The following is a 24071-nucleotide window of genomic DNA, read 5'->3' on the forward strand; positions in this document are numbered from 1 at the left end:
GGGGTTCCCGCGCCATCTGTCGCAACACCCCGGCGGATTTGTCATCACCCGCGGGTCGTTGTCGGAGGTCGTGCCGATCGCCAACGCCGCGATGGAAGATCGCACGATGATCGAGTGGGACAAGGACGACATCGACGCGCTGGGTATCCTTAAAATCGACGTGCTGGGCCTGGGCATGCTGACCTGCATTCGAAAGTCGCTCGACCTTCTATCGGTGCATTACGGGATCGATCATACGATCCGTTCGGTGCCGACCGAAGATCCGGCGGTTTACGACATGCTGTGCAAGGCCGACACGATCGGCATTTTTCAGATCGAAAGCCGGGCGCAAATGACCATGCTGCCGCGGCTGCGGCCCCGCTGTTACTACGATTTGGTCGTCGAGGTCGCGATCGTCCGGCCGGGACCAATTCAGGGGGACATGGTCCATCCCTATTTGCGGCGCCGTAACGGCGAAGAGAAGATTACCTATCCCTCCGAGGCACTCAAGGCGGTGCTGCAAAAGACGTTCGGGGTGCCGTTGTTCCAGGAGCAGGCGATGCAAATCGCTATTGTCGGGGCAAAATTCACGCCGAGCGAAGCGGATGGATTGCGCCGGGCGATGGCGACGTTCCGGCATGCCGGAACGATTCATAATTATAAAATACGTTTCATCGACGGCATGGTGGGGCAGGGATACGACCGCGACTTTGCCGAACGGTGCTTCCAGCAAATCGAAGGGTTTGGGGAGTACGGGTTCCCCGAATCGCACGCGGCGTCCTTTGCGCTGCTGGTTTACGTATCGTCGTGGCTCAAGCGGTTCTATCCCGCGGTTTTCGCCTGCGGCTTGTTGAACAGCCAACCGATGGGGTTCTACGCACCGGCCCAGATCATCCGGGATGCCCGCGATCACGGAGTCGTCGTCCTCCCGGTCGATGTCAACCACAGTCGGTGGGATGGTGCGCTGGAACGTGTGCAAGACAGCGAGGCCTATGCGCTGCGGCTGGGTTTTCGCCAGGTGAAAGGATTTCCCAAGGAAGCGGCCGAGGCGATTTGCGAAGCCCGCGCCGCACATCCCTTCCGCGACGTCTACGATCTGTGGCGGCGGACGGGCTTGCGCGTCGATTGGATCGAGAAGCTGGCGGACGCGGACTCCTTCAACTCCGTCGCGCTGAAACGGCGCCAGGCGTTGTGGGCCGTCAAGGGGTTACGGAATTCGGCTCTACCGCTTTTTGCTGCGGCGGAGCGGCGGCTCGACAATGCCGCCGCTGCACGCGGGGAGAGCGGGCGTCCCATCGAGTTGATGAAGGAACCGAGCGTCGTCCTTGCCGACATGACGATCGGCGAAGAAGTGATCTGCGACTACTCGACCCTTCGGTTGACCCTCAAGGCGCATCCGGTCGCGTTGCTGCGCGGCGGGTTCAAGAAAAACTACATGCACGCGGCCGACCTCGTACACCGAAACACGGGCGAGTGGGTGCATGTGGTGGGTTTGGCGATCTGTCGCCAGCGCCCCGGTACGGCGAGCGGCGTGATCTTCATGACGCTGGAGGACGATACCGGTGTCGCGAATATCGTGGTTTGGCCCAAGATGTTCGAACGGTTCCGCAAGCAGGTGTTGCGCTCGCGGCTACTGGGAGTCAGCGGTAAAGTGGAGCGCGAAGGTTTGGTCGTACACGTCATCGCATCGGACCTCGTCGATCTTTCCGCCTCGCTCGTGTCGCTCGCGGATTACCGATTGCCCTCGCACGAGCGGCGTCCCGTCCAGACCGGCTTGCCGGTGGCGCTGGAACGCGCCGCACCGGCGCAGCCGTGGGGGAGCGCCAACAACGATTCGGTCAATCTGGAGGGGGTTTACAGTCGTGCCGACGAGATTCGTTACGGCCAGGGAAGGAGCGGCGTGGTGCCGCAGAAACTGATCCAGTCCCGGGACTTCCATTAGACGCCGCTGTTAGTCCTCGTAGGGCACCCGCGTCAGGTAACGTTCGTCCCGGTGGAGCGCCATATAGGCGTCGGCGAGCCGGTTCGTCACGGCGCCCGGGGCACCGTTGCCGAGGATCCGCGCTTCGATCCGGGTCACTGGCATGATGCCGCCGGCGGTCGAGGTGATGAAGGCTTCATCGGCCCCGACAAACCGGTCCACGGCAATATCGGTCTCGGCACACGGGATTCCTAAGCTAGCGCACAGCTCAACGGTCGTCCGCCGCGTGATCCCGTCCAGGACGCCGTGCCGGGGCGTCAGCACCTGGCCGTTCTCGATGCAAAAGACGTTGAAGCCTGGTCCCTCCGTCACATTGTCGTCGAGGTCCAGTAGCACCACATTGTCGGCCCCACGATCCTGGGCCTCGAAGAGGCCAGCCGTGAGATCGTGCCAATGATAGTTCTTGACGGTCGGGTCGATCGACTCCGGCGGAATGCGCCGAGGCGTTCCCACGACAAGGTGGAGGCCGCGGCGTTTCAGGTCTGCGTCCGCATAGGGCACAAAGGGGGCGGCGAACGCAAAAAAACTGTTCACAGCCTCGCGCGGATCGCGTGTCTTCGGCGGCGGTTCGCCGCGGGTGCAAATCGCTTCGACATAGGCCTGCCGCAACCCGCTTTTGCGGACGCACTCGATCAACACGTCCCGAACCGAGTCGCGCGACAGCGGACAGGTCATCCGCAAACGCCCAACGTTGCGGAAAAATCGGTCGAGGTGAACGTCAAGACGGAAAAATGCGCCGTCCCACACGTGAATGACATCGTAGGTCGCATCGGAGCGCAAGAACCCGTAGTCGCGGATGGGAATGCCGGCTTCGGCGATGGGAACGTAGGCGCCGGCGAGGTACGCGCAGCCTTCGGCGAACCGGCTGGCGCCGCTCAATGGCTTAACGCCCGCACCGCACGGTCGAGCCCGTCGAGTGTCAACGGGTACATGCGGTTGGCCATAAGTTCACGCATCAACTCGATCGATGGTGTGTAGCGCCAGTGATCTTCGCGGACCGGGTTGAGCCATACTGCGTGGGGAAAGGTGTCGAGGAAGCGATGCATCCAGACTGCGCCAGCTTCTTCGTTCCAGTGTTCGACGCTACCACCCGGAAAGGTGATTTCATAAGGGCTCATGCTGGCATCGCCGACGAAAACAACGCGGTAGTCCGATCCGTAGGTACGCAGGAGATCCCACACGCTCGTACTTTCTTGATCACGCCGCCGATTGTCCTTCCAGACGCGTTCGTAGAGGCAATTGTGAAAGTAATAGTATTCGAGATGTTTGAACTCACCGCGCGCCGCGGAAAAAAGTTCCTCGCAAACCTTGATCCAGTCGTCCATCGAACCGCCGATATCGAGGAGTAGAAGCACCTTCACGGTATTGCGGCGCTCCGGCACCATCTTGAGGTCCAGCATGCCCGCATTGCGCGCGGTGGAGCGAATCGTGTCGGGAAGGTCCAGGGTCTCAGGCGCCCCCTCGCGGGCAAACCGGCGAAGCCGGCGGAGCGCGACCTTGATGTTGCGGGTGCCGATTTCGACGGAGTCGTCGAGGTTGCGGAATTCACGCTTGTCCCAAACCTTCACTGCGCGGCGGTGCCGGGATTTGGCTTGGCCAATGCGAACGCCCTCGGGATTGTAGCCGTAGGCGCCGAACGGCGAGGTGCCGGCCGTCCCGATCCATTTGCTTCCCCCCTGATGGCGACCTTTCTGTTCCTCGAGCCGCTCGCGCAGGGTTTCCATCAGTTTATCCCATCCGCCGAGCGCCTCGATCTCGCGCTTTTCCTCTTCGGTCAGGTGGCGCTCGGAAAGGCGGCGCAGCCATTCCTCTGGAATCTCCGCGGCAATCGCCTCTTGGCCGTCTTCCTTCTCAAGACCCTTGAAGACTTTGGCGAAGGCCAGGTCGAAGCGGTCGAGATGGCGCTCGTCTTTGACCAATGCCGAGCGCGACAGGTAGTAGAATTGATTGACGTCGAATATGGCCAGTCCTGAGTCGACAGCTTCGATCAGCGTGAGGTACTCGCGGATCGAAACCGGTACTTTGGACTGCCGCAATTCCAAAAACAGATTGACGAACACGTGCGTCGCTCGAGCTACTGGCGGCGCTGCAAGAAGGCGAGCCGTTCGAACAGATGCAGGTCCTGTTCGTGTTTTAGCAACGCGCCGTAAAGCGGGGGGATCGCGGTGCGCCCGTCGGTCGACCGCAACGCCTCGGGCGGGATGTCTTCGGCGACCAAGAGCTTCAGCCAATCCAGCAGCTCCGACGTCGACGGACGTTTCTTGAGGCCCGGCACCTCCCGCAACTCGTAGAACGCGTTCAACGCCTCGCGGATCAAGCGTTTCTGAATACCGGGAAAATGCACATCGACGATCGCGGCCATCGTTTCGGCGCTGGGAAACTGAATGTAGTGGAAGAAACACCGCCGCAGAAACGCATCGGGCAGTTCCTTTTCATTGTTCGACGTGATGATCACGATGGGCCGCTGTTGGGCCCGCACGGTTTCTTGGGTTTCGTAAACATGGAACTCCATCCGGTCGAGTTCCAAAAGAAGATCGTTGGGAAATTCGATGTCGGCCTTATCGATTTCGTCGATCAAGAGGACCGGCGGCGTCTCGGCGACGAACGACTCCCACAGCTTGCCCTTCTGAATGTAGTTGGCGATATCCTTGACGCGGTCGTCGCCGAGTTGCGAATCGCGCAATCGGGCGACGGCGTCGTATTCGTAAAGCCCGTGTTGTGCCTTGGTCGTCGATTTGATGTGCCATTCGATCAAGTCCATGCCTAGGGACTGGGCGATCTCGGCCGCCAAAACGGTTTTCCCCGTTCCCGGCTCGCCCTTAATCAGGAGGGGGCGTTTCAAGGTGATCGCGGCGTTGACCGCCATCAATAGATCGTCCGTTGCGACGTAGCGCTCGGTGCCTTGGAATCTCATATGCGATGCCGATACTGTGAAAACGACACGACCCTACGTAGTCCACAGCGAAGGTTCAAGATTTGGCGCACGCGCAGAAAGCCGACGACCTAGCACGCCTGTTGGCCGAGGTGCGGGCGTGCCGGCTATGCGCCGCAGACCTGCCGCTTGGGCCGCGGCCAGTGTTGCGGGCGTCGGCGACCGCCCGGATACTCATTGCCGGTCAGGCGCCGGGAACGAAAGTGCACCACAGTGGGATCCCGTGGAACGACGCCAGCGGCAAGCGTCTTCGGGAATGGCTGGACTTGTCCGATACTGCGTTTTACGACGATTCCAAGATCGCGATCATGCCCCAGGCGTTTTGCTACCCGGGCAAGGGGTCCAATGGGGATCTGCCGCCGCCGCCGATCTGCGCTCAGACGTGGCATCCCCGGCTCGAGGCGGCGATGCCGTCGCTTGAGGTGTTCATTGTCGCGGGCCAGTATGCCCAAGCCTACCATCTGGCAGGTCGCCGAAAGAAAACGCTGACGGCGACCGTCGCTGCCTGGTTGGAATACCACCCCCGTGTCTTTCCGCTCCCGCATCCGTCGTGGCACAACAACCATTGGCTGAAGGCCAACCCGTGGTTCGAACGTGAGTTGGTTCCGGCGATGCGCAGGACCGTCCACCGGGTTCTGGCGCGGTCGTGAGCGCCGTGAAGTGCATCGCCGTGTTGGCCCTTGTCCTCGTGACGGCCTGCGCGTCGCCCTATGTGCAGGCCCCGGGGGGGCAGTCCGTGGTGCCGCAGACGAACGGCAACCCGGGGGACGGCACCATGACTGTCCGGGTTTCGGACGGTGCCGCGTTGCCGTTACGCGTTTGGGCGCCGGTCGAGCGCGGCGAGAGCGCCCAGCCACGGGCGGTCATCGTCGGTGTGCATGGCTTCAACGATTATTCCAATACGTTCGATGCGCCGGGCCGCTGGTGGGCGGCGCACGGGATCGTCACCTATGCCTACGATCAACGCGGTTTTGGCGCGGCGCCGGAGCCGGGAACCTGGCCGGGTCAGCAACGCCTTATCCGCGATCTTGAGGATGTTGTGGCTGCGGTCTCTAACCGTCATCCCGGCGTTCCGCTCTTTGTCCACGGCAACTCGATGGGAGGGGCGGTTGTTCTCCTGGCGTTGGAACGGCGTGGCCCGGGTACCCCGCTGGCGGCGATCCAGGGGGCGAGCCTCACCGCGCCCGCGGTGTGGGGCGGCGCGGCAATGAGCCCGATCTACCGCGCATCGCTGTGGATCGCAGCACACACCGCGCCGTCGCGCCATCTCACCGGGCGCGGTCTAGGCGTGCTTCCGTCCGACAACATCGACATGTTACGCGCGCTCGGTCGGGACCCTTTGGTCATCAAGGCAACGCGGATCGATTCGCTCTATGGGCTCGTCGGCCTGATGGGCGCGGCGCAACGATCTGCGGCGGGAGTCCGCGGCAATGTTTTGGTTATGTACGGGGCAAAGGACGCGATCATTCCGCGCCGTCCGACCGCGGCGATGGCGGCGCGGATGAACGGCGAAAGCCGGTTTGCCGTCTACCCCGGGGGATACCACATGCTCCTACGGGGTCTCGAGGCCGAAACGGTGTGGGCGGATGTCTTGGCTTGGATCGACGATCCCTTGGCGCCGCTCCCGTCGGGCGCCGAGGTCTCGGGGCGAAACCTGTTTGCCGACGCGGCAGTCAATTAGGGTGCGAACCCGCGGCCTTTTTTGATGACGTCCTGCCCGAACCGTTGCCGGACCTTGTCGACCGCATTCTCCACGGCGTGATCGGTGGTGGCGCCAAAGAGATCGGCCGACTCCGCACCTTCGGACGGTGCCAGGTCTTTGACGCCGATTCCGATGAGGCGAAACTTTCGCTGGCCCACTTCGTGGGCAAGCAGCGACTTGGCAACCGTGAAGATGTCGGCTCCGTAGTTGGTTGGGCGGGCGAGCTTGCGGCTGCGCGTGATTGACTGAAAGCTTGCGGTCTTGAGCTTCAAGGTCAGGGAGCCGGCGACTAGGTGTTTCTCCTTCATTTGGTTTCCGACCCGCTCGCACAGTGGCCAAAGTCTCTCCAACAATGCGGCTTCTTCGCGAATGTCGGTACTAAAGGTCGTCTCCGCGGAAATACTGCGGCGCACCTCGCTTGTGTCGACGGTGCGACTGTCCTGGCCGATTGCGAAACGCGCGAGCCGGCTGCCGATTACGCCGTACCGCGCCACCAATTGTCGTTCGGACGTTTCGCGGAGTTGGCCGATGCGCATGATTCCGTCGCGGTTCAAGCGGGCCTCCAACGACGGTCCCACGCCCCACAGCAGCGACACCGGCTGGTCGGTGAGGAAGGGAACGGCGTCGGCCCGCCCGACGATGCTAAAGCCGCGCGGCTTGTCGAGGTCCGAGGCGATCTTGGCCAGGAACTTGTTGTAGCTCAGCCCGATCGACGCCGTGATACCGATTTCACGTTCGATTCGGCGTACTAAGCTGTCCAAGACGCGGGCCGGAAAAGTACCGTGGACCGCGCGCATACCTGAAAGGTCGAGGAACGCTTCGTCGATCGAGATCGGTTCGACCCGTGGTGTCGTTTCATTCATGAGGGCGCGAACCTCACGGTCGACGTCCCGGTATTTGGCCATGTTCGGTTTGACGACGACCGCATGCGGGCAGTGTTCCAGCGCCCGCCGCATTGGCATTGCCGAGCGGATACCATAGCGCCGGGCGATGTAGCAGCAGGCCGCGACGACCCCGCGTTTTTCCCCGCCGACGACGACCGGTTTGTCGGTAAGACTCGGATCGTCGCGTTTCTCCACAGTCGCGTAAAAGGCATCGCAATCCAGGTGCGCGATAGAGAGATTCTCGAGTTCGGGGTGTTCGACGATCCGCGGCGAGTCGCACGCCGGACAGCGCCGCTCCACGGGCGGTGTAGGGAAGTCGTGCCCGCAATCGCGGCACAGAGCTTGGCTGTCCGCCACGACCTTCAGCGGGGCGGCGGCGCGGGCGTCAGGTGAGCAGAATCGAGCCGGGCGAAGTCGTTCACGGCAATCACCTCCCGCACAAGGTTGACATACGTTTGGCCCTTTTCAGAATACCGCGTCAGGGTCCGCGCGAGTGCCATCGAATCGAAAGCATCGTTCGTGCGACGCGCCCGCGCCCGTGCGTCGCGAAAATCGCTATACGCGGGATGGATGTTGAGGGTCAGCATATAGCCCCAGATCGAACGCATCAGCGACGGAAATGCCTTAACCTTGAAGGCGGGCGATTCGACGTCGTCGGGCCGGATCCCGTACCCGTCAGGATCGTAGGTGCGTTGGCCAAAGATTGCATTGCCGCCTCGGGCGAATCGCGACGTTCCCCACCCGCTCTCGATCGATGCCTGCGCGAGGGCAAGCCCCGGGGGCACAATGTCGAGGCGGCGAAGGAGCGATCGGCGATCGTCCGGAGGTGTACCGTATCGTCGGGCTGTCGCCGCCATCCACCGGAAATCGTCGTCCGTGAGATCCTCGCCGGCGTCGCTTCGTTTCCAGAGCGACACCATGCGATGTCTGTCCGCGAGAATAGCCTCGTTGAGACGTAGGACCTGCGGTAGGACGATGAGTGTGAAGAGCTGTTTGCGGCGATCCAGATCGCCGACCGCGCCGAGATCGGTGGGCAGAGAGCGAACGTAGATGCGCGGCCAGGCCTTCGGATGGCCTGCTGCAGGATCGAATCCAGCCTCGGTAAAACGCGTTTCGAGTTCGACGGAACCGCGTATCAGCGCGAAGTTGGAAGGCGGGATGTCGTGGATGCCGACCGGCGCACATGCCGAACAGCGGGTGTCGAGGTAGATCCGTGTCGCGACCGCTGCCAGAACGATCAAAACAATGAAGCCCGCTGTGGCAACGGTTCGCGGCTTCCGGTTCAGGAATTGGCGCGGATTCATCGGGGGCATGCGCGGAGCATCGGGCAGCACGACCGGGGTGGCGGAGCGGAGTCCATCAAACACCGACCTCTTCGCGTTCGGGCGTGCGGGGTCGCCCTGGCTGATGCCCGGACCGGACCGGCTGATCGGACCGGAGGGCAATGGTGGGCGCGGATGGTATCGAACCAACGACCCCTACGATGTGAACGTAGTGCTCTACCACTGAGCTACGCGCCCGCCGTTGGTCGTAATAGGTTTGCGACCTCCGCAAGTCAAGACGCTCGGATTGGCGCCTTGAGCAGGGCAAGGCCTTAGCCGACGTAACGCATACCCTCCGCCACGACCGTCTAAATCACTGAATCGGTTGCAAAATACAGTAAGACTTCGTTACTTGGTCGCGCCGCGATGGTGTGGCATCGTCACCGCCGCCCAACGAAACGAACGAACCTGTCGATGGACTCCCACAAAGTCGCCGCCATTGTCCTTGCCGCCGGCAAGGGAACCCGCATGCGCTCGTCCTTGCCCAAGGTTATGCACCCGCTAGGCGGCCGCCCGATGATCGGTCATTTGATTCAGACCGTGCGTGAGGCGGGGATCGGGCAGGTCGTCGTGGTCGTCGGTCCCGACATGCCGATGGTCGCGGGCGCCGTCGGGGATGCAGCGATCGCGGTACAAGATGCGGCACTGGGCACCGGGGACGCGGCGAAGAGCGCGATTCCCGCGTTGGCAGGCTTCGACGGTACCGTCCTGGTCCTGTTTGGCGCAGATCCATTGGTGTCGGTTGAAACGCTCTCGCGCCTGATCGCCGCCCGGCAGGTGCCCGATCCACCGGCCCTAGTGGTCCTAGGTTTCGTACCGGACGATCCGGGCCAATACGGTCGGCTGGTCGTCGACGGCGAAAACCGGCTCGACCGCATTGTCGAATACTGGGACGCCGACGTGCAAACCCGCGCCATTTCCCTGTGCAATTCCGGCGTTCTCGCGGCGGACGCTGCGATCCTGTTTTCACTATTGGGCCGACTTGAAAACAAGAATGCAAAGCAGGAGTTCTACTTGACGGATGTCGTCGGCATGGCCCGGGGCGCCGGCCACGACTGCGTCGTGGTCGAAGGAAATCCCGCCGAACTGATCGGCATCGATAGCCGCGCCGATTTGGCGCGGGCCGAGGCGGCGTTCCAAACGCGCGCTCGTTTGGCGGCGCTGGCGGCCGGTGCGACGATGACGGCGCCCGAAACGGTCTGGTTCAGCTTCGATACGGAGCTCGGCCGTGACGTCGCGATCGAACCGAATGTCTTCTTTGGCCCCGGTGTGCGGGTTGCCGACGGTGTGACGATCAAAGCGTTCAGTCACCTCGAGGGGTGCACGTTGGGGGCGGGTTCGGTCGTTGGACCCTTTGCCCGACTGCGCCCCGGTACGGTGATCGGCGACGGCGCGAAGATCGGCAACTTCGTCGAGGTGAAGAATTCCGACGTGCATGAGGGTGCGAAGGTCAGCCACCTGACATATGTCGGCGACGCAACGGTCGGCGCGCATGCCAATGTCGGCGCTGGAACGATTACAGCGAACTACGACGGCTTTACGAAAGCGAGAACCGAAATCGGCGAAGGCGCTTCGATCGGATCGAACGCCGTCCTTGTTGCCCCGGTGAAGATCGGGCGGGGCGCGACGGTGGGGGCGGGCACTGTGGTTCGCGAGGATGTACCGGCCGACGCCTTACGCGTTGCCGACACGCGCGGAATCGAGGCTACCCGCGAGGGTTGGTCGATCAAAAAGCGCGACCGCGCAAAGGGGAAGACCTGATGTGCGGAATCGTCGGCGTTGTTGGAAGCGGCGACGTAGCCGGGCGGTTGCTTGCCGGTCTGCGGCGTCTCGAATACCGGGGCTACGATTCGGCCGGTATCGCGACGGTCGTCGACGGGACGCTGGAACGGCGTCGCGCCAAAGGAAAGATCGGCGAACTCGAAGCGCTTCTTGGGCGAAATCCCCTGCCGGGAGATATCGGGATCGGTCATACCCGTTGGGCCACCCATGGCGCGCCCAACGAAATTAACGCCCATCCCCACGCGACGTCCACGGTCGCCGCGGTTCACAACGGGATCATCGAGAACTTCGCAGAACTCCGGAGTGAATTGGTCGGTGAGGGGCGCCAATTCGAAAGCGAGACCGATACTGAAGCGGTCGTGCACTTGATTTCGTCCTACTTAGACAAAGGGGACAGCCCCCAGACGGCGGTAAAGCGGTCGCTCAAGCGGCTTGAGGGGGCGTTTTCCCTCGCGATCGTCTTTGCCGGCGAACACGACCTCCTGATCGGCGCGCGGCGCGGCAGTCCGCTGGCGGTCGGTTGGGGCGAGGGGGAAATGTTCCTGGGCTCGGACGCGATCGCGCTTGCCTCCGAGACCAATCGGATTTCCTACCTCGAAGACGGCGACTGGGTCGAACTCACACGAAACAGCGCGGTGTTTCACGATGCCGAAGACGGCATCGTCGAGCGCGAAGTGCGCTCGAGCGCGGCGTCGGGTGCGCTTATCGGTAAGGGAAACTACCGGCACTTCATGGAAAAGGAGATCTACGAACAGCCAACCGTGATCGGTGAGACGCTGAACGGTTTCTTCAATCCGACCGACCGGACGATTCAGTTGCCCGGTCTCGGCGTCGCCCTAGAAGACGTTCCCAAGGTAACCATCGTCGCTTGCGGGACATCGTACCTCGCCGCGCTGATCGGCAAGTTCTGGATCGAACACTATGCGCGGGTGCCGGCGGAGGTCGATATAGCCTCGGAGTTTCGCTACCGTCACGCACCGATGCCGCCCGGCGGGTTGGCGATGTTTATCTCTCAGTCCGGTGAAACCGCGGACACCCTGGCGGCGCTCCGCTTCGCCGCGACCGAGAATCAGCACACAATCTCACTGGTGAATGTGCCCGAGAGCACGATGGCGCGCGAAAGCGACGCGATCCTCATGACTAACGCGGGCCCGGAGATCGGGGTGGCGTCGACCAAGGCTTTCACCTGCCAGCTTGTCACGCTCGCGGCGTTCGCGATTGCCTTGGCCCGTGCGAAGGGAACGGTTTCCAAGGCCGATGAAGCCCGGTTGTCGCACGCCATCGCCGAGGTGCCCGCGCGTGCGGTCGACGTCCTCAATCACGATGCCGCGATCAGGACGTTGGCCGAGTCGATGATTCATTCCCGCAGCATTCTGTATATCGGTCGCGGCCTTTCCTATCCGATCGCGCTTGAAGGGGCGTTGAAGTTGAAGGAGATCTCTTACATCCACGCGGAAGGGTTCGCCGCGGGCGAGCTCAAACACGGACCGATTGCGCTAGTAGACGAAGACGTTCCGGTCGTGGTCATCGCGCCGAGCGACGCGTTGTTCGACAAAACGATGTCGAATTTGCGCGAAGTCGCGGCCCGCGGGGGTCGCGTGGTGCTGATTACCGATGGCGAAGGACAGCGAAGAGCCGGCAAGGAGCCTTGGGCGACGGTCGTCTTGCCCGACGTCGACCCATTCGTGACCCCGATTCTCTATGCTATTCCGGTGCAACTGCTGGCCTATCACGTCGCCGTCCTGAAGGGCACCGATGTCGATCAGCCGCGCAACCTCGCGAAGTCGGTTACGGTCGAGTAAGTCCGCAAACCCGGGGGGTTGCGAGGGCGCCGTCGCGGCCTGATATAGTCCGTTCCCCGCCATACCTGAAGGATAGCCTCCTGTGAAACTCGCCGATCCCAAACTTTTCCGCCAGCAAGCGTATATCGCGGGCCAATGGGCGGATGCCGACGCCGGTGGAACAATTCCGGTCAACAATCCGGCCACCGACGAAATTCTTGGCAGCGTGCCAAAAATGGGCACCGCTGAAACGCGGCGGGCGATCGATGCCGCGGCCGCCAGTTACCCAGCGTGGCGCGCCAAGACCGGCAAGGAGCGCGCGATCATCCTGCGGCGCTGGTTCGACCTGATGATGGCGAATCAAAACGACCTGGCCATTCTGATGACCGCCGAGCAAGGCAAGCCGCTGGCTGAATCGAAGGGTGAGGTCGCCTACGCCGCGTCGTTCATCGAATGGTTCGGCGAGGAAGCCAAACGGGTCTACGGCGATACGATCCCCAGCCACGCGGCAGACAAGCGCATCGTCGTGCTAAAGGAACCGATCGGCGTCACCGCCGCGATCACACCATGGAATTTTCCAGCTGCCATGATCACGCGCAAAGCCGGTGCCGCGTTGGCGGCGGGTTGCCCGATGGTGATCAAACCGGCGTCGCAGACACCGTTTTCCGCCCTGGCGCTAGCTGAACTGGGCGAACGGGCCGGGATTCCTGCGGGGGTCTTGAGCGTCATCACCGGGTCGGCGACCGAGATCGGCGGTGAAATGACGTCGAACCCAACCGTCCGCAAGCTGTCGTTCACCGGTTCCACCGAAATCGGCAAGAAACTGATGGTCCAAAGCGCGGGCACCATGAAGAAGCTGTCGCTGGAGCTAGGCGGCAACGCCCCCTTCATTGTCTTCGACGATGCCGACCTTGACGCGGCGGTCGAAGGCGCGATCGCCTCGAAATACCGCAACACCGGACAAACCTGCGTCTGTGCCAACCGACTTCTGGTGCAGGACAAGGTCTACGACCGATTTGCCGAGATGCTCGGTGCGGCCGTCGCGAAACTGCGTGTCGGCAACGGGCTGGAGGGCGAAACGGAGCAGGGCCCGATGATCGACCTTGCCGCGGTCGAGAAGATCGAAGAACACATCGCGGACGCGCTCGGGCAGGGTGCGCGGTTGGTAAGCGGCGGCGCGCGCCACGCGCTTGGCGGCACCTTCTTTCAGCCGACAATCCTGGCCGACGTAACGCCGGCGATGTTGGTGTCGCGCGAGGAGACCTTCGGCCCCCTAGCGCCGCTCTATCGGTTCAAGACCGACGAAGAAGCGATTGCCATGGCCAACGACACCGAATTCGGCTTGGCGTCCTATTTCTTCAGTCGGGACATTGGTCGCATTTGGCGGGTCGCCGAGGCGCTCGAATACGGCATGGTCGGGATCAATACCGGGTTGATCTCCACCGAGGTCGCGCCGTTCGGTGGGATGAAGGAGTCCGGGCTCGGCCGGGAGGGGTCGAAGTACGGGCTCGACGAATATGTCGAGACAAAATACCTCTGCGTCGGCGGAATCGATCGGTAAGGAATACGGTATGAGCCAATACGACGTCGATCTTTTCATCATCGGTGCCGGTTCCGGCGGCGTGCGCGCGGCCCGGATCGCGGCAAAGCATGGCGCGCGGGTCGCGGTATGCGAGGACAGCCGCGTCGGCGGAACCTGCGTCATCAGAGGCTGTATTCCAAAGAAGTTCATGGTCTACGCGTCGCATTTCTCCGAGCATTTCGAAGACTCCGCTGACTACGGCTGGACCGTTGGGCCGCGCAGCTTCAACTGGTCCAAGTTCATGGCGGCGAAGGACAAGGAGATCGACCGGCTCAACAAGATCTATATCCGGTTGCTCGACAATGCCGGGGCCGAACTCATCGAAGGAAAAGGAACGTTCGTCGACCGCCACACCGTTGACGTCGGCGGTCGCCAGATCACCGCCGACAAGATTCTGATCGCCACGGGAGGCTGGCCGTTTAAGCCCGAGACCACGGGTGTCGAACACGCCATTACGTCGAACGAGTTCTTTGAACTAAGCGAGCAGCCCAAGCGTGCAATCGTTGTGGGTGGCGGTTACATCGCTGTCGAGTTTGCGGGGATTCTCAACGGGCTAGGTACGGAGGTCGTCCAAATCTACCGCGGCGAGCAGATACTCAGGGGGTTCGACGGCGATGTGCGTGCCGCGTTGGCCCAGGAGATGCGTAAAAAGGGTATCGAAATCCGGGTCGAGTCCACGATCGATCACATCGAAAAACTTCCGAGTGGGCTCATCGCGACCTGCGAGGACGGCACCATCTTGGAAACCGATTGCATCGTCTGCGCGACCGGTCGGGCGCCCAAGACCGCGGGGCTCAATCTTGAAGCGGTGGGGGTCGCGCAGCGCGAAAACGGCGCGGTGATCGTCGATGAGTACTCGCGAACCAACATCGACAACATCTATGCCGTCGGGGACGTGACGGACCGCGTCAACCTGACGCCCGTAGCTTTGAACGAAGGTCATTGTTTTGCCGACACCGTGTTCGGGGGGCGCGAACGGATCATGGACCACGAGACGATTGCCTCCGCCGTTTTCAGCCAGCCCAGCGTCGCCACGGTGGGCCTGACCGAAGAGGACGCGCGTCGGAAGGTCGGTGCCGTCGATATCTATAAGTCTACGTTTCGGCCCCTGCTGCACACGCTGTCGGGCCGGGACGAGAAGACCCTGATGAAGATCGTGGTCGATGCCGATACCGACAGGGTATTAGGCGTCCACATGGTCGGTCCCGAAGCCGCCGAGATCATCCAAGGGCTGGCGGTTGCCGTGAAAATGGGCGCGACCAAGACGGATTTCGACGCGACTGTCGGCATTCATCCGACCGCGGCCGAGGAATTCGTCACGATGCGTGAACGCTACGTCGTCCCCGAGGCCCAAGCCGCGGAATAGCCACAACGTGGATAACGGTGGCCGAGGGGCGTATAAGCCTAGGTTTTGGCCGTTGACGCCCTAGGATTGTTACGACATGCCACAGGACTGGTCGATTGATTCGTGGCGGGGCCTGCCGATCGCGCAGCAACCCGACTACCGCGACCGAGCGGCGCTCGAAAAGGTCGAGGCAACGTTGCGGCGCTACCCGCCGCTCGTTTTTGCGGGCGAAGCGCGCCGCCTCACCGCCCACCTGGCCGATGTGAGTGCCGGGAAGGCGTTCTTGCTCCAGGGCGGCGACTGTGCGGAAAGCTTCGCCGAATTCCATCCCGACAACATTCGCGACACCTTCCGGGTTTTGTTGCAAATGGCGGTCGTGCTGACCTTCGCCGGATCCGTGCCGGTCGTGAAACTCGGGCGGATCGCCGGGCAGTTCGCGAAACCGCGCAGCGACGCCAACGAGGTTCAGGACGGGGTTACCTTGCCCAGCTACCGCGGCGACATCGTGAACGGGATCGAATTTACGCCCGTGGCGCGTGAGCCCGATCCGGCGCGGTGGCTCCAAGCCTACGGACAGTCTGCCAGTACACTGAACCTGATCCGCGCCTTTTCCCACGGCGGTTATTCCTCGCTCGGGCGGGTGCATGGGTGGAATTTGGGATTCCTCGAAAACAGCCCGCAGGGCGAACGCTACCGCGCGCTCGCCGACCGTATTTCCGAATCGCTCGATTTCATGGCGGCGTGCGGCCTGACCGCCGAAACGACGGCGGTGCTACGCGAGACGGATTTCTATACCTCCCACGAGGCGCTCCTCCTGGGGTACGAACAGGCGCTGACCCGTGTCGATTCGACCAGCGGCCGGTGGTACGACACGTCGGCGCACTTCCTTTGGATCGGCGACCGGACGCGGCAACTGGACGGCGCCCACGTTGAGTTCCTGCGCGGTGTGGGCAATCCCTTAGGATTCAAAGCCGGACCTTCGCTCAAGGCCGATGATGCTTTGCGTCTGATCGATCTGCTCAATCCGCACAACGATCCCGGACGGATCACCATCATCGCGCGGATGGGGGCGGATCGTGTCGCCGATCACCTCCCGCAATTGATTCGCAAGGTCGCCGGCGAAGGCCGTCATGTCGTGTGGTCGTGCGACCCTATGCACGGCAATACGATCAAGTCCTCGACGGGGTACAAGACCCGGCGGTTCGACCGGATTCTGTCCGAGGTCCGAGATTTCTTCGCCATTCACGAAACCGAAGGAACCTACGCCGGTGGCGTGCACTTCGAGATGACCGGTGCCGACGTGACCGAATGTTTGGGCGGCGCCCAGGAGATCAGCGAGGAGAACCTGTCGGATCGCTATCATACGCATTGCGATCCGCGGATGAACGCGTCACAGGCGTTGGAACTCGCCTTCTTGGTGGCGGATATGTTGAAACACCGAAAGTCCGCTAGCCAAATCAAACCGGCGGCGGCGTAGGATTCGCCGGGAGGCCAGAGTCATGCCGTTTTCTGTCGTCCAGTCGGATGCAGCGATCGAACGCCACACCGATCACTATTTCAACCGCACCAAGAGCGTGGTTCGCCGCTTTGGCGACAAGCGTGTCACCTACGCCGTGTTCATGCGTCGCCCGGTACTGTTCACACCGCGCCTTATGGTCGATGTGTTGGAAACCGTCGCGGCGCGCCGAGGCGTCAAGTACGACATTGAACTGCGCTATAGGGAAGGCGATTGGGTGGGGGCCGGTGACCCTCTGATCTATATCTCCGGATCCCTCGCCGAGTTGGTCGATCTCGAGACGATCTATTTGCAGCGTTTGGGGCCGGCCTGCGTTGCCGCTTACAACGCGTACTCGATGTGCCGCGATTTGCCCAAAGTGGCGTTCTTGGCAATGGATGCCCGGCACTGCGCCGGTGCGGAAATGGCCGAGATGATGGCCTATGCCGCAAGTGTCGGATCGAATGCCGCCAAGGCCGAGGTGGGGGCGGTGGGATTTATCGGCAATGCCACCGACGCAACGGCGCACTATTTTGGCAAGGACCGCGGAATGGGAACGATGCCGCATGCTCTAATAGGCTACGCGGGGTCGACAGTGCGCGCCGCTGAAATGTTCCATGACACATTTCCCGACGACCCAATGACGATCCTGGTCGACTATTATGGCCAGGAGATTACCGATGCGCTTGAGGTTTGCCACCGCTTTCCGGACCTAGCGGCCGCCGGGTCGTTGTCAGTACGGCTCGATACGCATGGCGGTCGGTTTGTCGAAGGCTTGGACCCGCAGGGCTCCTATGCGGTGCTCGAACGGCATGTTCCCAAGAGCACGCGGCAGTATCGCTCCGAACCGGAGCTACGTTGGCTGGTCGGCACCGGCGTTACCGCGGCGGCGATTTATTTAATGCGGGAATCCCTCGACCAAGCGGGCTTCGACAAGGTGGCGATTGTCGCCAGTTCCGGCTTCGGTCCGGCCAAATGCAAGGTCATGGCAAGCGTGAACGCGCCGATCGATGTGATCGGCACCGGGTCCTATTTGCCCGAGCGATGGGACGAAACCTATGCGACTGCGGACGTCATCGACTACAACGGAACGAAGTCGGTGAAGGTCGGTCGGGAATTCCTGCTGCGCCCTGCCGATTAGAGGTCGTCGAGGCGGATCAGTTGTTTGCCGATGTTGCCGCCCTGCAACATCGATATGAACGCTGCCGGAGCGCTATCGATCCCGTCGGAAATCGTCTCGTGGTAATGAATCTTTCCGGAGGCCAGCCAGCCGGCAATGGCCCTTCGCGCTTCATCGGCCCGAGCCTCGTAGTCGTACACGATAAAGCCCTTGGTCATCGCCCGGGCGGTCATCAGAAGCCCGGTCGTATCGGCCCTGAGCGGTCTTTCCGCAAGATTATTTTGGCTAATGTTGCCGACAAGCACGATGCGCGCGTCGCGGGCCAGGTGATGCAAGATGGTATGGGCAATATCGCCGCCGACATTGTCGAAATGGACGTCGATGCGCGCCGGGCACGTGCGGCGCAGGTCGGCCATGAGGTCGGGGGTTGTCCGGTAGTTGATCCCGGCATCGAAGCCGAGGTCATTCACAATATGGTCCAATTTCGCGTCGCTCCCGGCGATGCCGACGACGCGACATCCGCGGATCTTGGCAAGCTGACCTGCCAGCGACCCTACGGCACCGCCTGCACCCGTGACCACGACAGTCTCGCCGGCTTGGGGGTCGCATACTTCAAGCATCGCGAAATAGGCCGTGACCCCGGGGAAGCCCAGAATGCCGAGGTACGTAGAAATAGGCGCGATAAGCGGATCGACCTTGGTAATCCCTGGGGCATATTCCGCTCGGGCGGTGCTGCCGTCGGAGATCGCGTAGGTCTGCCAACCAAGCATACCTTCGACGAACTCGCCGGCTTTATGGTCCGGATGATTCGATTGCACGACCTCGCCGACGAGGCGTCCCTTGATCACATCGCCGATCTCCAAGGTTTTGCCGTAGCCCGAGCCCGCATCGAGTCGCATCCGTTGGAACGGGTCGGCGGAAAGGTAATGCGCACGAACAAGAAGTTCACCGGGACCCGGTTCGGGCACGGGTGCATCGACCAGACGGAAATCGTCCTCGACCGGCATACCGACTGGGCGCCGAGCTAGGACGACCTTGCGATTGCGATTGGGGAGAGCCATGGGTGCCTAATCCGCGATTTTTACGAGTAGCTTGCCGAAATTTTTGCCTTCGAGAAGACCGATAAAGGCTGCCGGTGCATTTTCCAATCCTTGGATGATGTCTTCCTTGTACTTTATCTCGCCGTTCGCCACCCATGTGGCGAGGTCCTTCAGACCCTGCGGGTAGCGGTCGGCGTAATCGAAAACGATAAACCCTTCGATCCGACTGCGCGTGGTCAAGATGCGGGAAAGATTGCGCGGGCCCATTTCCTGCTTGGTGCTGTTGTATTGGGAAATCTGGCCGCAAATAACGATACGAGCGCGCTGGGCGAGGTTCTCGAAGACGGCGTCGGTGACCGGGCCGCCGACATTGTCGAAGTAGACGTTGACTCCATCCGGAGCGGCTTCGCGGATATCCCGGCGCAGGTTGTCCGAGGTGCGGTAGTTGATCGCGGCGTCATAGCCGAGTTCGTCGACGATATAACGGGCCTTTTCCGGCGACCCGACTACCCCGACCGTCCGACAGCCGAGACGTTTCGCAATCTGGCCCACCAGCGACCCGACCGCCCCCGAAGCTGCTGAGACAACGACGGTGTCGGTAGCGATCGGTTTGCCTAAATCGAGCAGACCGAAATAGGCCGTCAAACCAGGCATGCCCAGAACCCCGAGGGCCGTCGAGATTGGCGCGAGTGCGGGATCAATCTTCCGCAGCATCTTGGGCTTGGCCACGGCAAACTGTTGCCACCCCAGGAGCCCCTCGACGATCGTGCCGGCCGGATACGCGGCCACGTCCGAGCGCATCACGCGCCCAACCACGCCGCCGCCCATGACCGCGCCAATCTCCACCGGCGGCACATAGGATTTGGCGGCGTTCATACGCCCCCGCATATAGGGGTCGAGCGACAGGTAAAGGCTCTGGACCAGGATTTCGCCAGGTCCCGGTGTCGGGATTGCCTCAGAAACGATGCTGAAGTCCCCTGCCGTGGGCGATCCTGTGGGACGTTTTGCGAGAAGGATCCTAAGGTTCTTGTCGTGCATCGCTGTCACCCCATCTAGGCCGTTGTTCCCGTTGGTCGACTACACTATAGGTCATACTCCGGGCGCGCTCGCGCTAGGGGCCCCACTGCGATGACTGATCAACTCAACATATGCCTCGCCCAGCTCAATCCGACGGTGGGCGACCTGCCGGGGAACGCCGAGAAGCTCCTCGCCGCTGCCAAGTCGGCGCAGGCGAACGGCGCGGACCTCGTCGTTACCAGTGAGTTGTTCCTTTGCGGCTATCCGCCGGAGGACCTTGTACGGCGACCTTCGTTTCTTGACGAGACCGAAGCCCTCGTCTCGCGGATCGCGCAAGCCACCGCCGAAGGCCCAGCCATTCTTCTGGGTACGCCGTGGCGCGAGAAGGAAAAGGTCTTCAACGCGGCGCTGCTGTTGTCGGCGGGTCAGGTCGTCGCTGCGCGGTACAAATCCGATTTGCCGAATTACGGTGTCTTCGACGAAAAGCGCGTGTTTGACGCGGGCGAACTCCCCGGACCCATCGATTTCCGCGGCGTACGCCTGGGGGTCATGGTGTGTGAGGACATGTGGAAGCCCGATGTCGCTGAATGTTTGGCCGAAACCGGGGCCGAGATTCTCGTCGTCCTCAATGGCTCGCCGTTCGAGCTCGATAAATGGGAAGAACGCGAGGCGCTGGCGCAAGATCGGGTGCGCGAAACCGGATTGCCGCTGCTTTACGTCAATCAGGTCGGCGGCCAAGACGAACTGGTGTTCGACGGCAGTTCTTTTGCGCTCAACGGCGACGGTACCGGCGCGACTTTGATGCCAGCGTGGCGCGAGAAGATCGAACGGCTCAGGATCGAAAGAAGGAAGGGCGCGTGGCGATTTGACGAAGGACCCATGGATCGCCCCCACGACCGCCTCGAAAACGTTTACCGGGCCATGGTCCTCGGGCTCCGTGATTACGTGAACAAGAATGGATTCCCCGGTGTCTTGATTGGGATGTCGGGCGGAATCGATTCGGCCCTATCCGCGGCCGTGGCGGCCGATGCGCTGGGTCCGGATCGCGTGCACGGGGTTCTCCTGCCATCAAAGTACACCTCGCGCGCCAGTATCGAGGACGCCGAGGACTGCTGTGCGCGGATCGGTTGCCGCCGCGATTCGATTCCGATCGAACCGGCTGTCGCCGCCTTCGACGGCATGCTTGCAGATCTCTTTGAGGGCCGGGAACCGGATGCGACGGAGGAGAACCTGCAAGCGCGCGCGCGAGGTGTGGCGCTGATGGCGCTCAGCAACAAGTTCGGCGCGATGGTGCTGACGACCGGCAATAAATCCGAAATGTCGGTCGGATATGCAACTCTCTATGGCGACATGTGCGGCGGCTATTCGGTCCTGAAGGATATCTACAAGGTCATGGTTTACGACCTCGCGCGCTGGCGAAACGTCCATGTTCCGCCGGACAGTTTGGGGGCGGCGGTCAATCCGATCCCGGAGAACATCATTACCAAGGCGCCGTCGGCCGAGTTGCGGCCGGATCAAACCGACCAGGATTCGCTGCCTCCCTATGAGGACCTCGACCGGATTCTGACCGGTCTGGTGGAGGAAGAGCGCAGCCTGGCCGAAATCGTCGCGCTTGGATTTGATCCTGCCACGGTGAAACGGATCGCCCGCCTGCTTGCGGTGGCGGAATACAAGCGCCGTCAGGCGCCCCCGGGGGTCAAGATCACGCGGCGGTCGTTTGGCCGCGACCGGCGCTATCCCATCACCAATCGGTTCACCGAACAGCTATAACTACGTCCACGCGGGTGTGCCAACGTGCCGCCCGTACGACCCAGGGAAGCCATGTCTCTCACGCTCCACAATTCCGCGACGCGGCGGAAAGAGGTTTTCAAACCGCTCGATCCGGCCAACGTCGGCATATATGCCTGCGGTCCGACGGTGTACGACCTCGCCCATGTCGGTAATGCCCGCATGATGGTGGCGTTCGATCTGATCGTTCGCGTGCTTCGCGACGCCTTTCCGAAGGTGACCTACGTGCGCAACATCACCGACGTCGACGACAAGATCAACGCTGCCGCAAACGCCCAGGCCCTGTCGATTGAGGTTGTCACCGAGCGCACGACGCGTGCGATGCACGAGGATATGGGCGCGCTGGGGGTCCTCCCGCCCGATGTCGAGCCGACCGCCACCGCTCATATCGCGCAAATGATTGCGATGATCGAGGTGCTGATTGCCCGCGGGCATGCCTACGTGGCGGAGAACCACGTGCTTTTCTCGGTCGAATCGATGCCGGCCTATGGACGATTCTCCGGCCGAGACCGCGATGCACAGGTGGCGGGGGCCCGCGTCGATGTGGCGCCCTACAAACGCGACCCTGCGGATTTCGTTCTCTGGAAGCCCTCAGACGGCGATCAACCGGGCTGGGATAGCCCGTGGGGCCGCGGCCGCCCCGGCTGGCACATCGAGTGCTCAGCGATGAGCGAGGCTTACCTCGGTGCAACGTTCGACATCCACGGCGGTGGCGCCGATCTGATCTTTCCGCATCACGAGAACGAGGTCGCCCAAAGCGTCTGCGCCCATGGCGGAGCGCCTCTCGCGAATTACTGGCTCCACAACGGCATGGTGATGATCGAGGGCCAGAAAATGTCTAAATCGCTCGGCAACTTCGTCGTTGTCCGTGACGCGCTCGAACGGTGGAAAGGCGAGGAGATCCGCTGGCTACTCCTCTCGGCCCACTACCGCCAACCGTTGGACTGGACGGAATCGGGTTTGCGTCAGGCGCGCGCGAACCTCGATCGGCTCTACTCGGCATTACGCAGGTTGGGCGCGATCGCGCCGGGACAGCGTCCGGACGATGCTCTGGCACAGGTGCGTGCTGCGCTTCGCGACGATTTCAATACGCCGATGGCGTTGTCGGAACTTATGGCGATTGTCGGTCGCCTCAACCGCGCGGAGGATCGGACCGAACAAGCGTCGCTGGCGGCTGCGATCGTCAAGGCCGGTGAATTGCTCGGGGTCGCCCAGGTCGATCCGGAGGGTTGGTTTAAGGCGGGCGCAGATGAGGGCATTGGCGACGATATTGACGGGTTGATCGCTGCGCGTACCGCAGCGCGGGGGCGCAAGGATTTCGCCGAGTCCGATCGAATTCGCGACACCCTCCTCGCGAGGGGCGTCGTCCTCGAAGACGGTCCTGGCGGGACGACCTGGCGCTATCAGGCCGACGACTGATGGCCGGCACCGATAGATCGCGTGCGCCGCAGCTCGGCGGCCCGGCAGTCGTCCTCGTGGAACCGCAGCTCGGCGAGAACATCGGCGCCGCTGCCCGGGCGATGCTCAACTTCGGACTCGGCGACCTGCGTTTGGTCAGTCCGCGCGACGGTTGGCCCAACGAGAAAGCGGTGGCTGCCGCATCGGGCGCCGATGTTGTGATCGACGCCGCGCGCGTCTACGGGACGACGGCCGCGGCGGTAGACGATCTCCAAGTCGTCTATGCGATGACGGCGCGTCCGCGCGATGTCCGCAAGGATGTTGTGACCCCCGGCCATGCGGCGACCGACATTCGCCTTCGCTTGGCCGCCGGCGAACGCTGCGGGGTCTTGTTTGGCCCAGAGCGCGCCGGTCTCACGAACGACGATATTTCGCTCGCCGACGTCATCATCAACGTACCGTCCAATCCTGGCTTTTCGTCGCTCAACTTGGCCCAAGCGGTCTTGCTGTTCGGCTATGCCTTTTTCGGCGCTGGCGACAACACGCCACCGCTGCAGCACAACGACGGCGATAGCACGCCCGCGACCAAGGCTGAGCTCGCTCATCTCTTCACCCATCTCGAGGAAGAACTTCGTCTTAGCGGTTTCCTGTATCCGCCGGAGAAGGCCCCGACGATGGTCCGAAACATCCGCGCAATCCTGCAGCGGGCCCGATTGACCGAACAGGAGGTCAGGACCCTGCGGGGTGTGGTTTCCTCGCTGGCGTCGCCCCGGGGAAAGCCATCCACCAACGGATAATGGTCAGCGGCGGTCGTGTCGGACGGATCATGCCGGGCGGCGGTGGCTTAAGTCTCTGATAACATTGCGTTTTTATATGGCGTTGTGGTCGTCTCGGCGTTTGACACCGGGCCGCGCGTCGCTATA

Annotated in this window: 19 protein-coding genes and 1 tRNA gene; 12 read left to right on the forward strand and 8 right to left on the reverse strand. The window is 62.3% G+C overall.

The features are described 5' to 3' along the window. A partial coding sequence (locus RID42_08110; protein ID MEQ8247634.1) for an OB-fold nucleic acid binding domain-containing protein occupies positions 1-1921 on the forward strand: 1921 nt, incomplete at its 5' end. A gap of 9 nt (positions 1922-1930) precedes the next feature. Here RID42_08110 and RID42_08115 read toward each other — a convergent pair. The 3 genes from RID42_08115 to RID42_08125 are packed head-to-tail and all read right to left on the reverse strand — an operon-like array spanning position 1931 to position 4874. After that, entirely contained in the window at positions 1931-2839 is a 909-nt protein-coding gene (locus tag RID42_08115; GenBank protein MEQ8247635.1) for an aminotransferase class IV, read from the reverse strand. Beyond that, positions 2836-4020 (reverse strand): VWA domain-containing protein, encoded by a 1185-nt coding sequence (locus RID42_08120; protein MEQ8247636.1) that lies wholly within the window; start codon positions 4018-4020, stop codon positions 2836-2838. The genes RID42_08115 and RID42_08120 overlap by 4 nt, the downstream gene beginning before the upstream one ends. A gap of 14 nt (positions 4021-4034) precedes the next feature. Continuing rightward, complete coding sequence (locus RID42_08125; protein ID MEQ8247637.1) at positions 4035-4874, reverse strand: MoxR family ATPase; 840 nt, start codon at positions 4872-4874, stop codon at positions 4035-4037. A 62-nt stretch (positions 4875-4936) separates the two neighbouring features. Here RID42_08125 and RID42_08130 point away from each other — a divergent pair, with 62 nt between their 5' ends. Both RID42_08130 and RID42_08135 read left to right on the forward strand, forming a co-directional pair. Further along, positions 4937-5542, forward strand: coding sequence for a uracil-DNA glycosylase family protein (locus RID42_08130; protein ID MEQ8247638.1), 606 nt, complete (start codon positions 4937-4939; stop codon positions 5540-5542). Further along, positions 5539-6573 carry an alpha/beta hydrolase gene (locus tag RID42_08135; GenBank protein MEQ8247639.1) on the forward strand — a complete coding sequence of 345 codons (1035 nt, stop codon included), beginning with the start codon at positions 5539-5541 and terminating at the stop codon, positions 6571-6573. Before RID42_08130 ends, RID42_08135 begins: the two co-directional genes overlap by 4 nt. Here RID42_08135 and RID42_08140 read toward each other — a convergent pair. From RID42_08140 to RID42_08150, 3 genes are all read right to left on the reverse strand, one after another. Then, complete coding sequence (locus RID42_08140) at positions 6570-7835, reverse strand: DNA polymerase IV (GenBank protein ID MEQ8247640.1); 1266 nt, start codon at positions 7833-7835, stop codon at positions 6570-6572. The two genes, RID42_08135 and RID42_08140, sit on opposite strands and share 4 nt — an antisense overlap. A gap of 5 nt (positions 7836-7840) precedes the next feature. After that, entirely contained in the window at positions 7841-8845 is a 1005-nt protein-coding gene (locus RID42_08145; GenBank protein MEQ8247641.1) for a glucosaminidase domain-containing protein, read from the reverse strand. Positions 8846-8923: 78 nt separating this feature from the next. Then, positions 8924-8998, reverse strand: a tRNA-Val gene (locus tag RID42_08150). A gap of 216 nt (positions 8999-9214) precedes the next feature. Here RID42_08150 and glmU point away from each other — a divergent pair. The 6 genes from glmU to RID42_08180 all read left to right on the forward strand — a co-directional run bounded on the left by glmU (position 9215) and on the right by RID42_08180 (position 17926). Beyond that, positions 9215-10561 carry a bifunctional UDP-N-acetylglucosamine diphosphorylase/glucosamine-1-phosphate N-acetyltransferase GlmU gene (glmU, locus tag RID42_08155; protein MEQ8247642.1) on the forward strand — a complete coding sequence of 449 codons (1347 nt, stop codon included), beginning with the start codon at positions 9215-9217 and terminating at the stop codon, positions 10559-10561. After that, positions 10561-12384 carry a glutamine--fructose-6-phosphate transaminase (isomerizing) gene (gene glmS / locus RID42_08160; protein MEQ8247643.1) on the forward strand — a complete coding sequence of 608 codons (1824 nt, stop codon included), beginning with the start codon at positions 10561-10563 and terminating at the stop codon, positions 12382-12384. Before glmU ends, glmS begins: the two co-directional genes overlap by 1 nt. An 82-nt stretch (positions 12385-12466) precedes the next feature. Further along, positions 12467-13924 carry an NADP-dependent succinate-semialdehyde dehydrogenase gene (gabD, locus tag RID42_08165; protein MEQ8247644.1) on the forward strand — a complete coding sequence of 486 codons (1458 nt, stop codon included), beginning with the start codon at positions 12467-12469 and terminating at the stop codon, positions 13922-13924. A 10-nt stretch (positions 13925-13934) separates the two neighbouring features. Continuing rightward, entirely contained in the window at positions 13935-15311 is a 1377-nt protein-coding gene (gene gor, locus RID42_08170) for a glutathione-disulfide reductase (GenBank protein ID MEQ8247645.1), read from the forward strand. Between the two features lie 76 nt (positions 15312-15387). Then, positions 15388-16767: a 3-deoxy-7-phosphoheptulonate synthase class II gene (locus RID42_08175; GenBank protein MEQ8247646.1), complete on the forward strand. Its 1380-nt coding sequence runs from the start codon at positions 15388-15390 to the stop codon at positions 16765-16767. 22 nt (positions 16768-16789) lie between these two features. After that, complete coding sequence (locus tag RID42_08180) at positions 16790-17926, forward strand: nicotinate phosphoribosyltransferase (GenBank protein MEQ8247647.1); 1137 nt, start codon at positions 16790-16792, stop codon at positions 17924-17926. On the opposite strand, the gene RID42_08185 is transcribed toward RID42_08180, so the two are convergent. Both RID42_08185 and RID42_08190 read right to left on the reverse strand, forming a co-directional pair. Continuing rightward, the gene (locus RID42_08185) at positions 17923-18966 is read right to left on the reverse strand and encodes an NADP-dependent oxidoreductase (GenBank protein MEQ8247648.1); all 1044 of its coding nucleotides are present in this window, start codon (positions 18964-18966) and stop codon (positions 17923-17925) included. The two genes, RID42_08180 and RID42_08185, sit on opposite strands and share 4 nt — an antisense overlap. A gap of 6 nt (positions 18967-18972) precedes the next feature. Next, complete coding sequence (locus RID42_08190) at positions 18973-19983, reverse strand: NADP-dependent oxidoreductase (GenBank protein ID MEQ8247649.1); 1011 nt, start codon at positions 19981-19983, stop codon at positions 18973-18975. A gap of 90 nt (positions 19984-20073) precedes the next feature. Here RID42_08190 and RID42_08195 point away from each other — a divergent pair, with 90 nt between their 5' ends. From RID42_08195 to RID42_08205, 3 genes are read left to right on the forward strand one after another with little or no spacing between them, the layout of a single operon-like run. After that, on the forward strand, positions 20074-21732 hold the full coding sequence (locus tag RID42_08195) for an NAD+ synthase (protein ID MEQ8247650.1): 1659 nt from the start codon (positions 20074-20076) through the stop codon (positions 21730-21732). A gap of 51 nt (positions 21733-21783) precedes the next feature. Next, complete coding sequence (gene cysS / locus RID42_08200; protein ID MEQ8247651.1) at positions 21784-23169, forward strand: cysteine--tRNA ligase; 1386 nt, start codon at positions 21784-21786, stop codon at positions 23167-23169. After that, entirely contained in the window at positions 23169-23945 is a 777-nt protein-coding gene (locus tag RID42_08205; GenBank protein MEQ8247652.1) for an RNA methyltransferase, read from the forward strand. Before cysS ends, RID42_08205 begins: the two co-directional genes overlap by 1 nt. The last annotated feature ends 126 nt before the right edge of the window (positions 23946-24071 follow it).

This window comes from Alphaproteobacteria bacterium (assembly GCA_040216735.1).
Classification (GTDB): Bacteria; Pseudomonadota; Alphaproteobacteria; order SHVP01; family SHVP01; genus CALJDF01.

Bases quoted from the DNA above. Each gene is read 5' to 3' on its own strand.
- RID42_08125 (MEQ8247637.1), bottom strand. From the start codon at position 4,874: ATGAGATTCCAAGGCACCGAGCGCTACGTCGCAACGGACGATCTATTG.
- glmU (MEQ8247642.1), top strand. From the start codon at position 9,215: ATGGACTCCCACAAAGTCGCCGCCATTGTCCTTGCCGCCGGCAAGGGA.
- glmS (MEQ8247643.1), top strand. From the start codon at position 10,561: ATGTGCGGAATCGTCGGCGTTGTTGGAAGCGGCGACGTAGCCGGGCGG.
- gor (MEQ8247645.1), top strand. From the start codon at position 13,935: ATGAGCCAATACGACGTCGATCTTTTCATCATCGGTGCCGGTTCCGGC.
- RID42_08175 (MEQ8247646.1), top strand. From the start codon at position 15,388: ATGCCACAGGACTGGTCGATTGATTCGTGGCGGGGCCTGCCGATCGCG.
- RID42_08180 (MEQ8247647.1), top strand. From the start codon at position 16,790: ATGCCGTTTTCTGTCGTCCAGTCGGATGCAGCGATCGAACGCCACACC.
- RID42_08185 (MEQ8247648.1), bottom strand. From the start codon at position 18,966: ATGGCTCTCCCCAATCGCAATCGCAAGGTCGTCCTAGCTCGGCGCCCA.
- RID42_08190 (MEQ8247649.1), bottom strand. From the start codon at position 19,983: ATGCACGACAAGAACCTTAGGATCCTTCTCGCAAAACGTCCCACAGGA.
- RID42_08195 (MEQ8247650.1), top strand. From the start codon at position 20,074: ATGACTGATCAACTCAACATATGCCTCGCCCAGCTCAATCCGACGGTG.
- cysS (MEQ8247651.1), top strand. From the start codon at position 21,784: ATGTCTCTCACGCTCCACAATTCCGCGACGCGGCGGAAAGAGGTTTTC.
- RID42_08205 (MEQ8247652.1), top strand. From the start codon at position 23,169: ATGGCCGGCACCGATAGATCGCGTGCGCCGCAGCTCGGCGGCCCGGCA.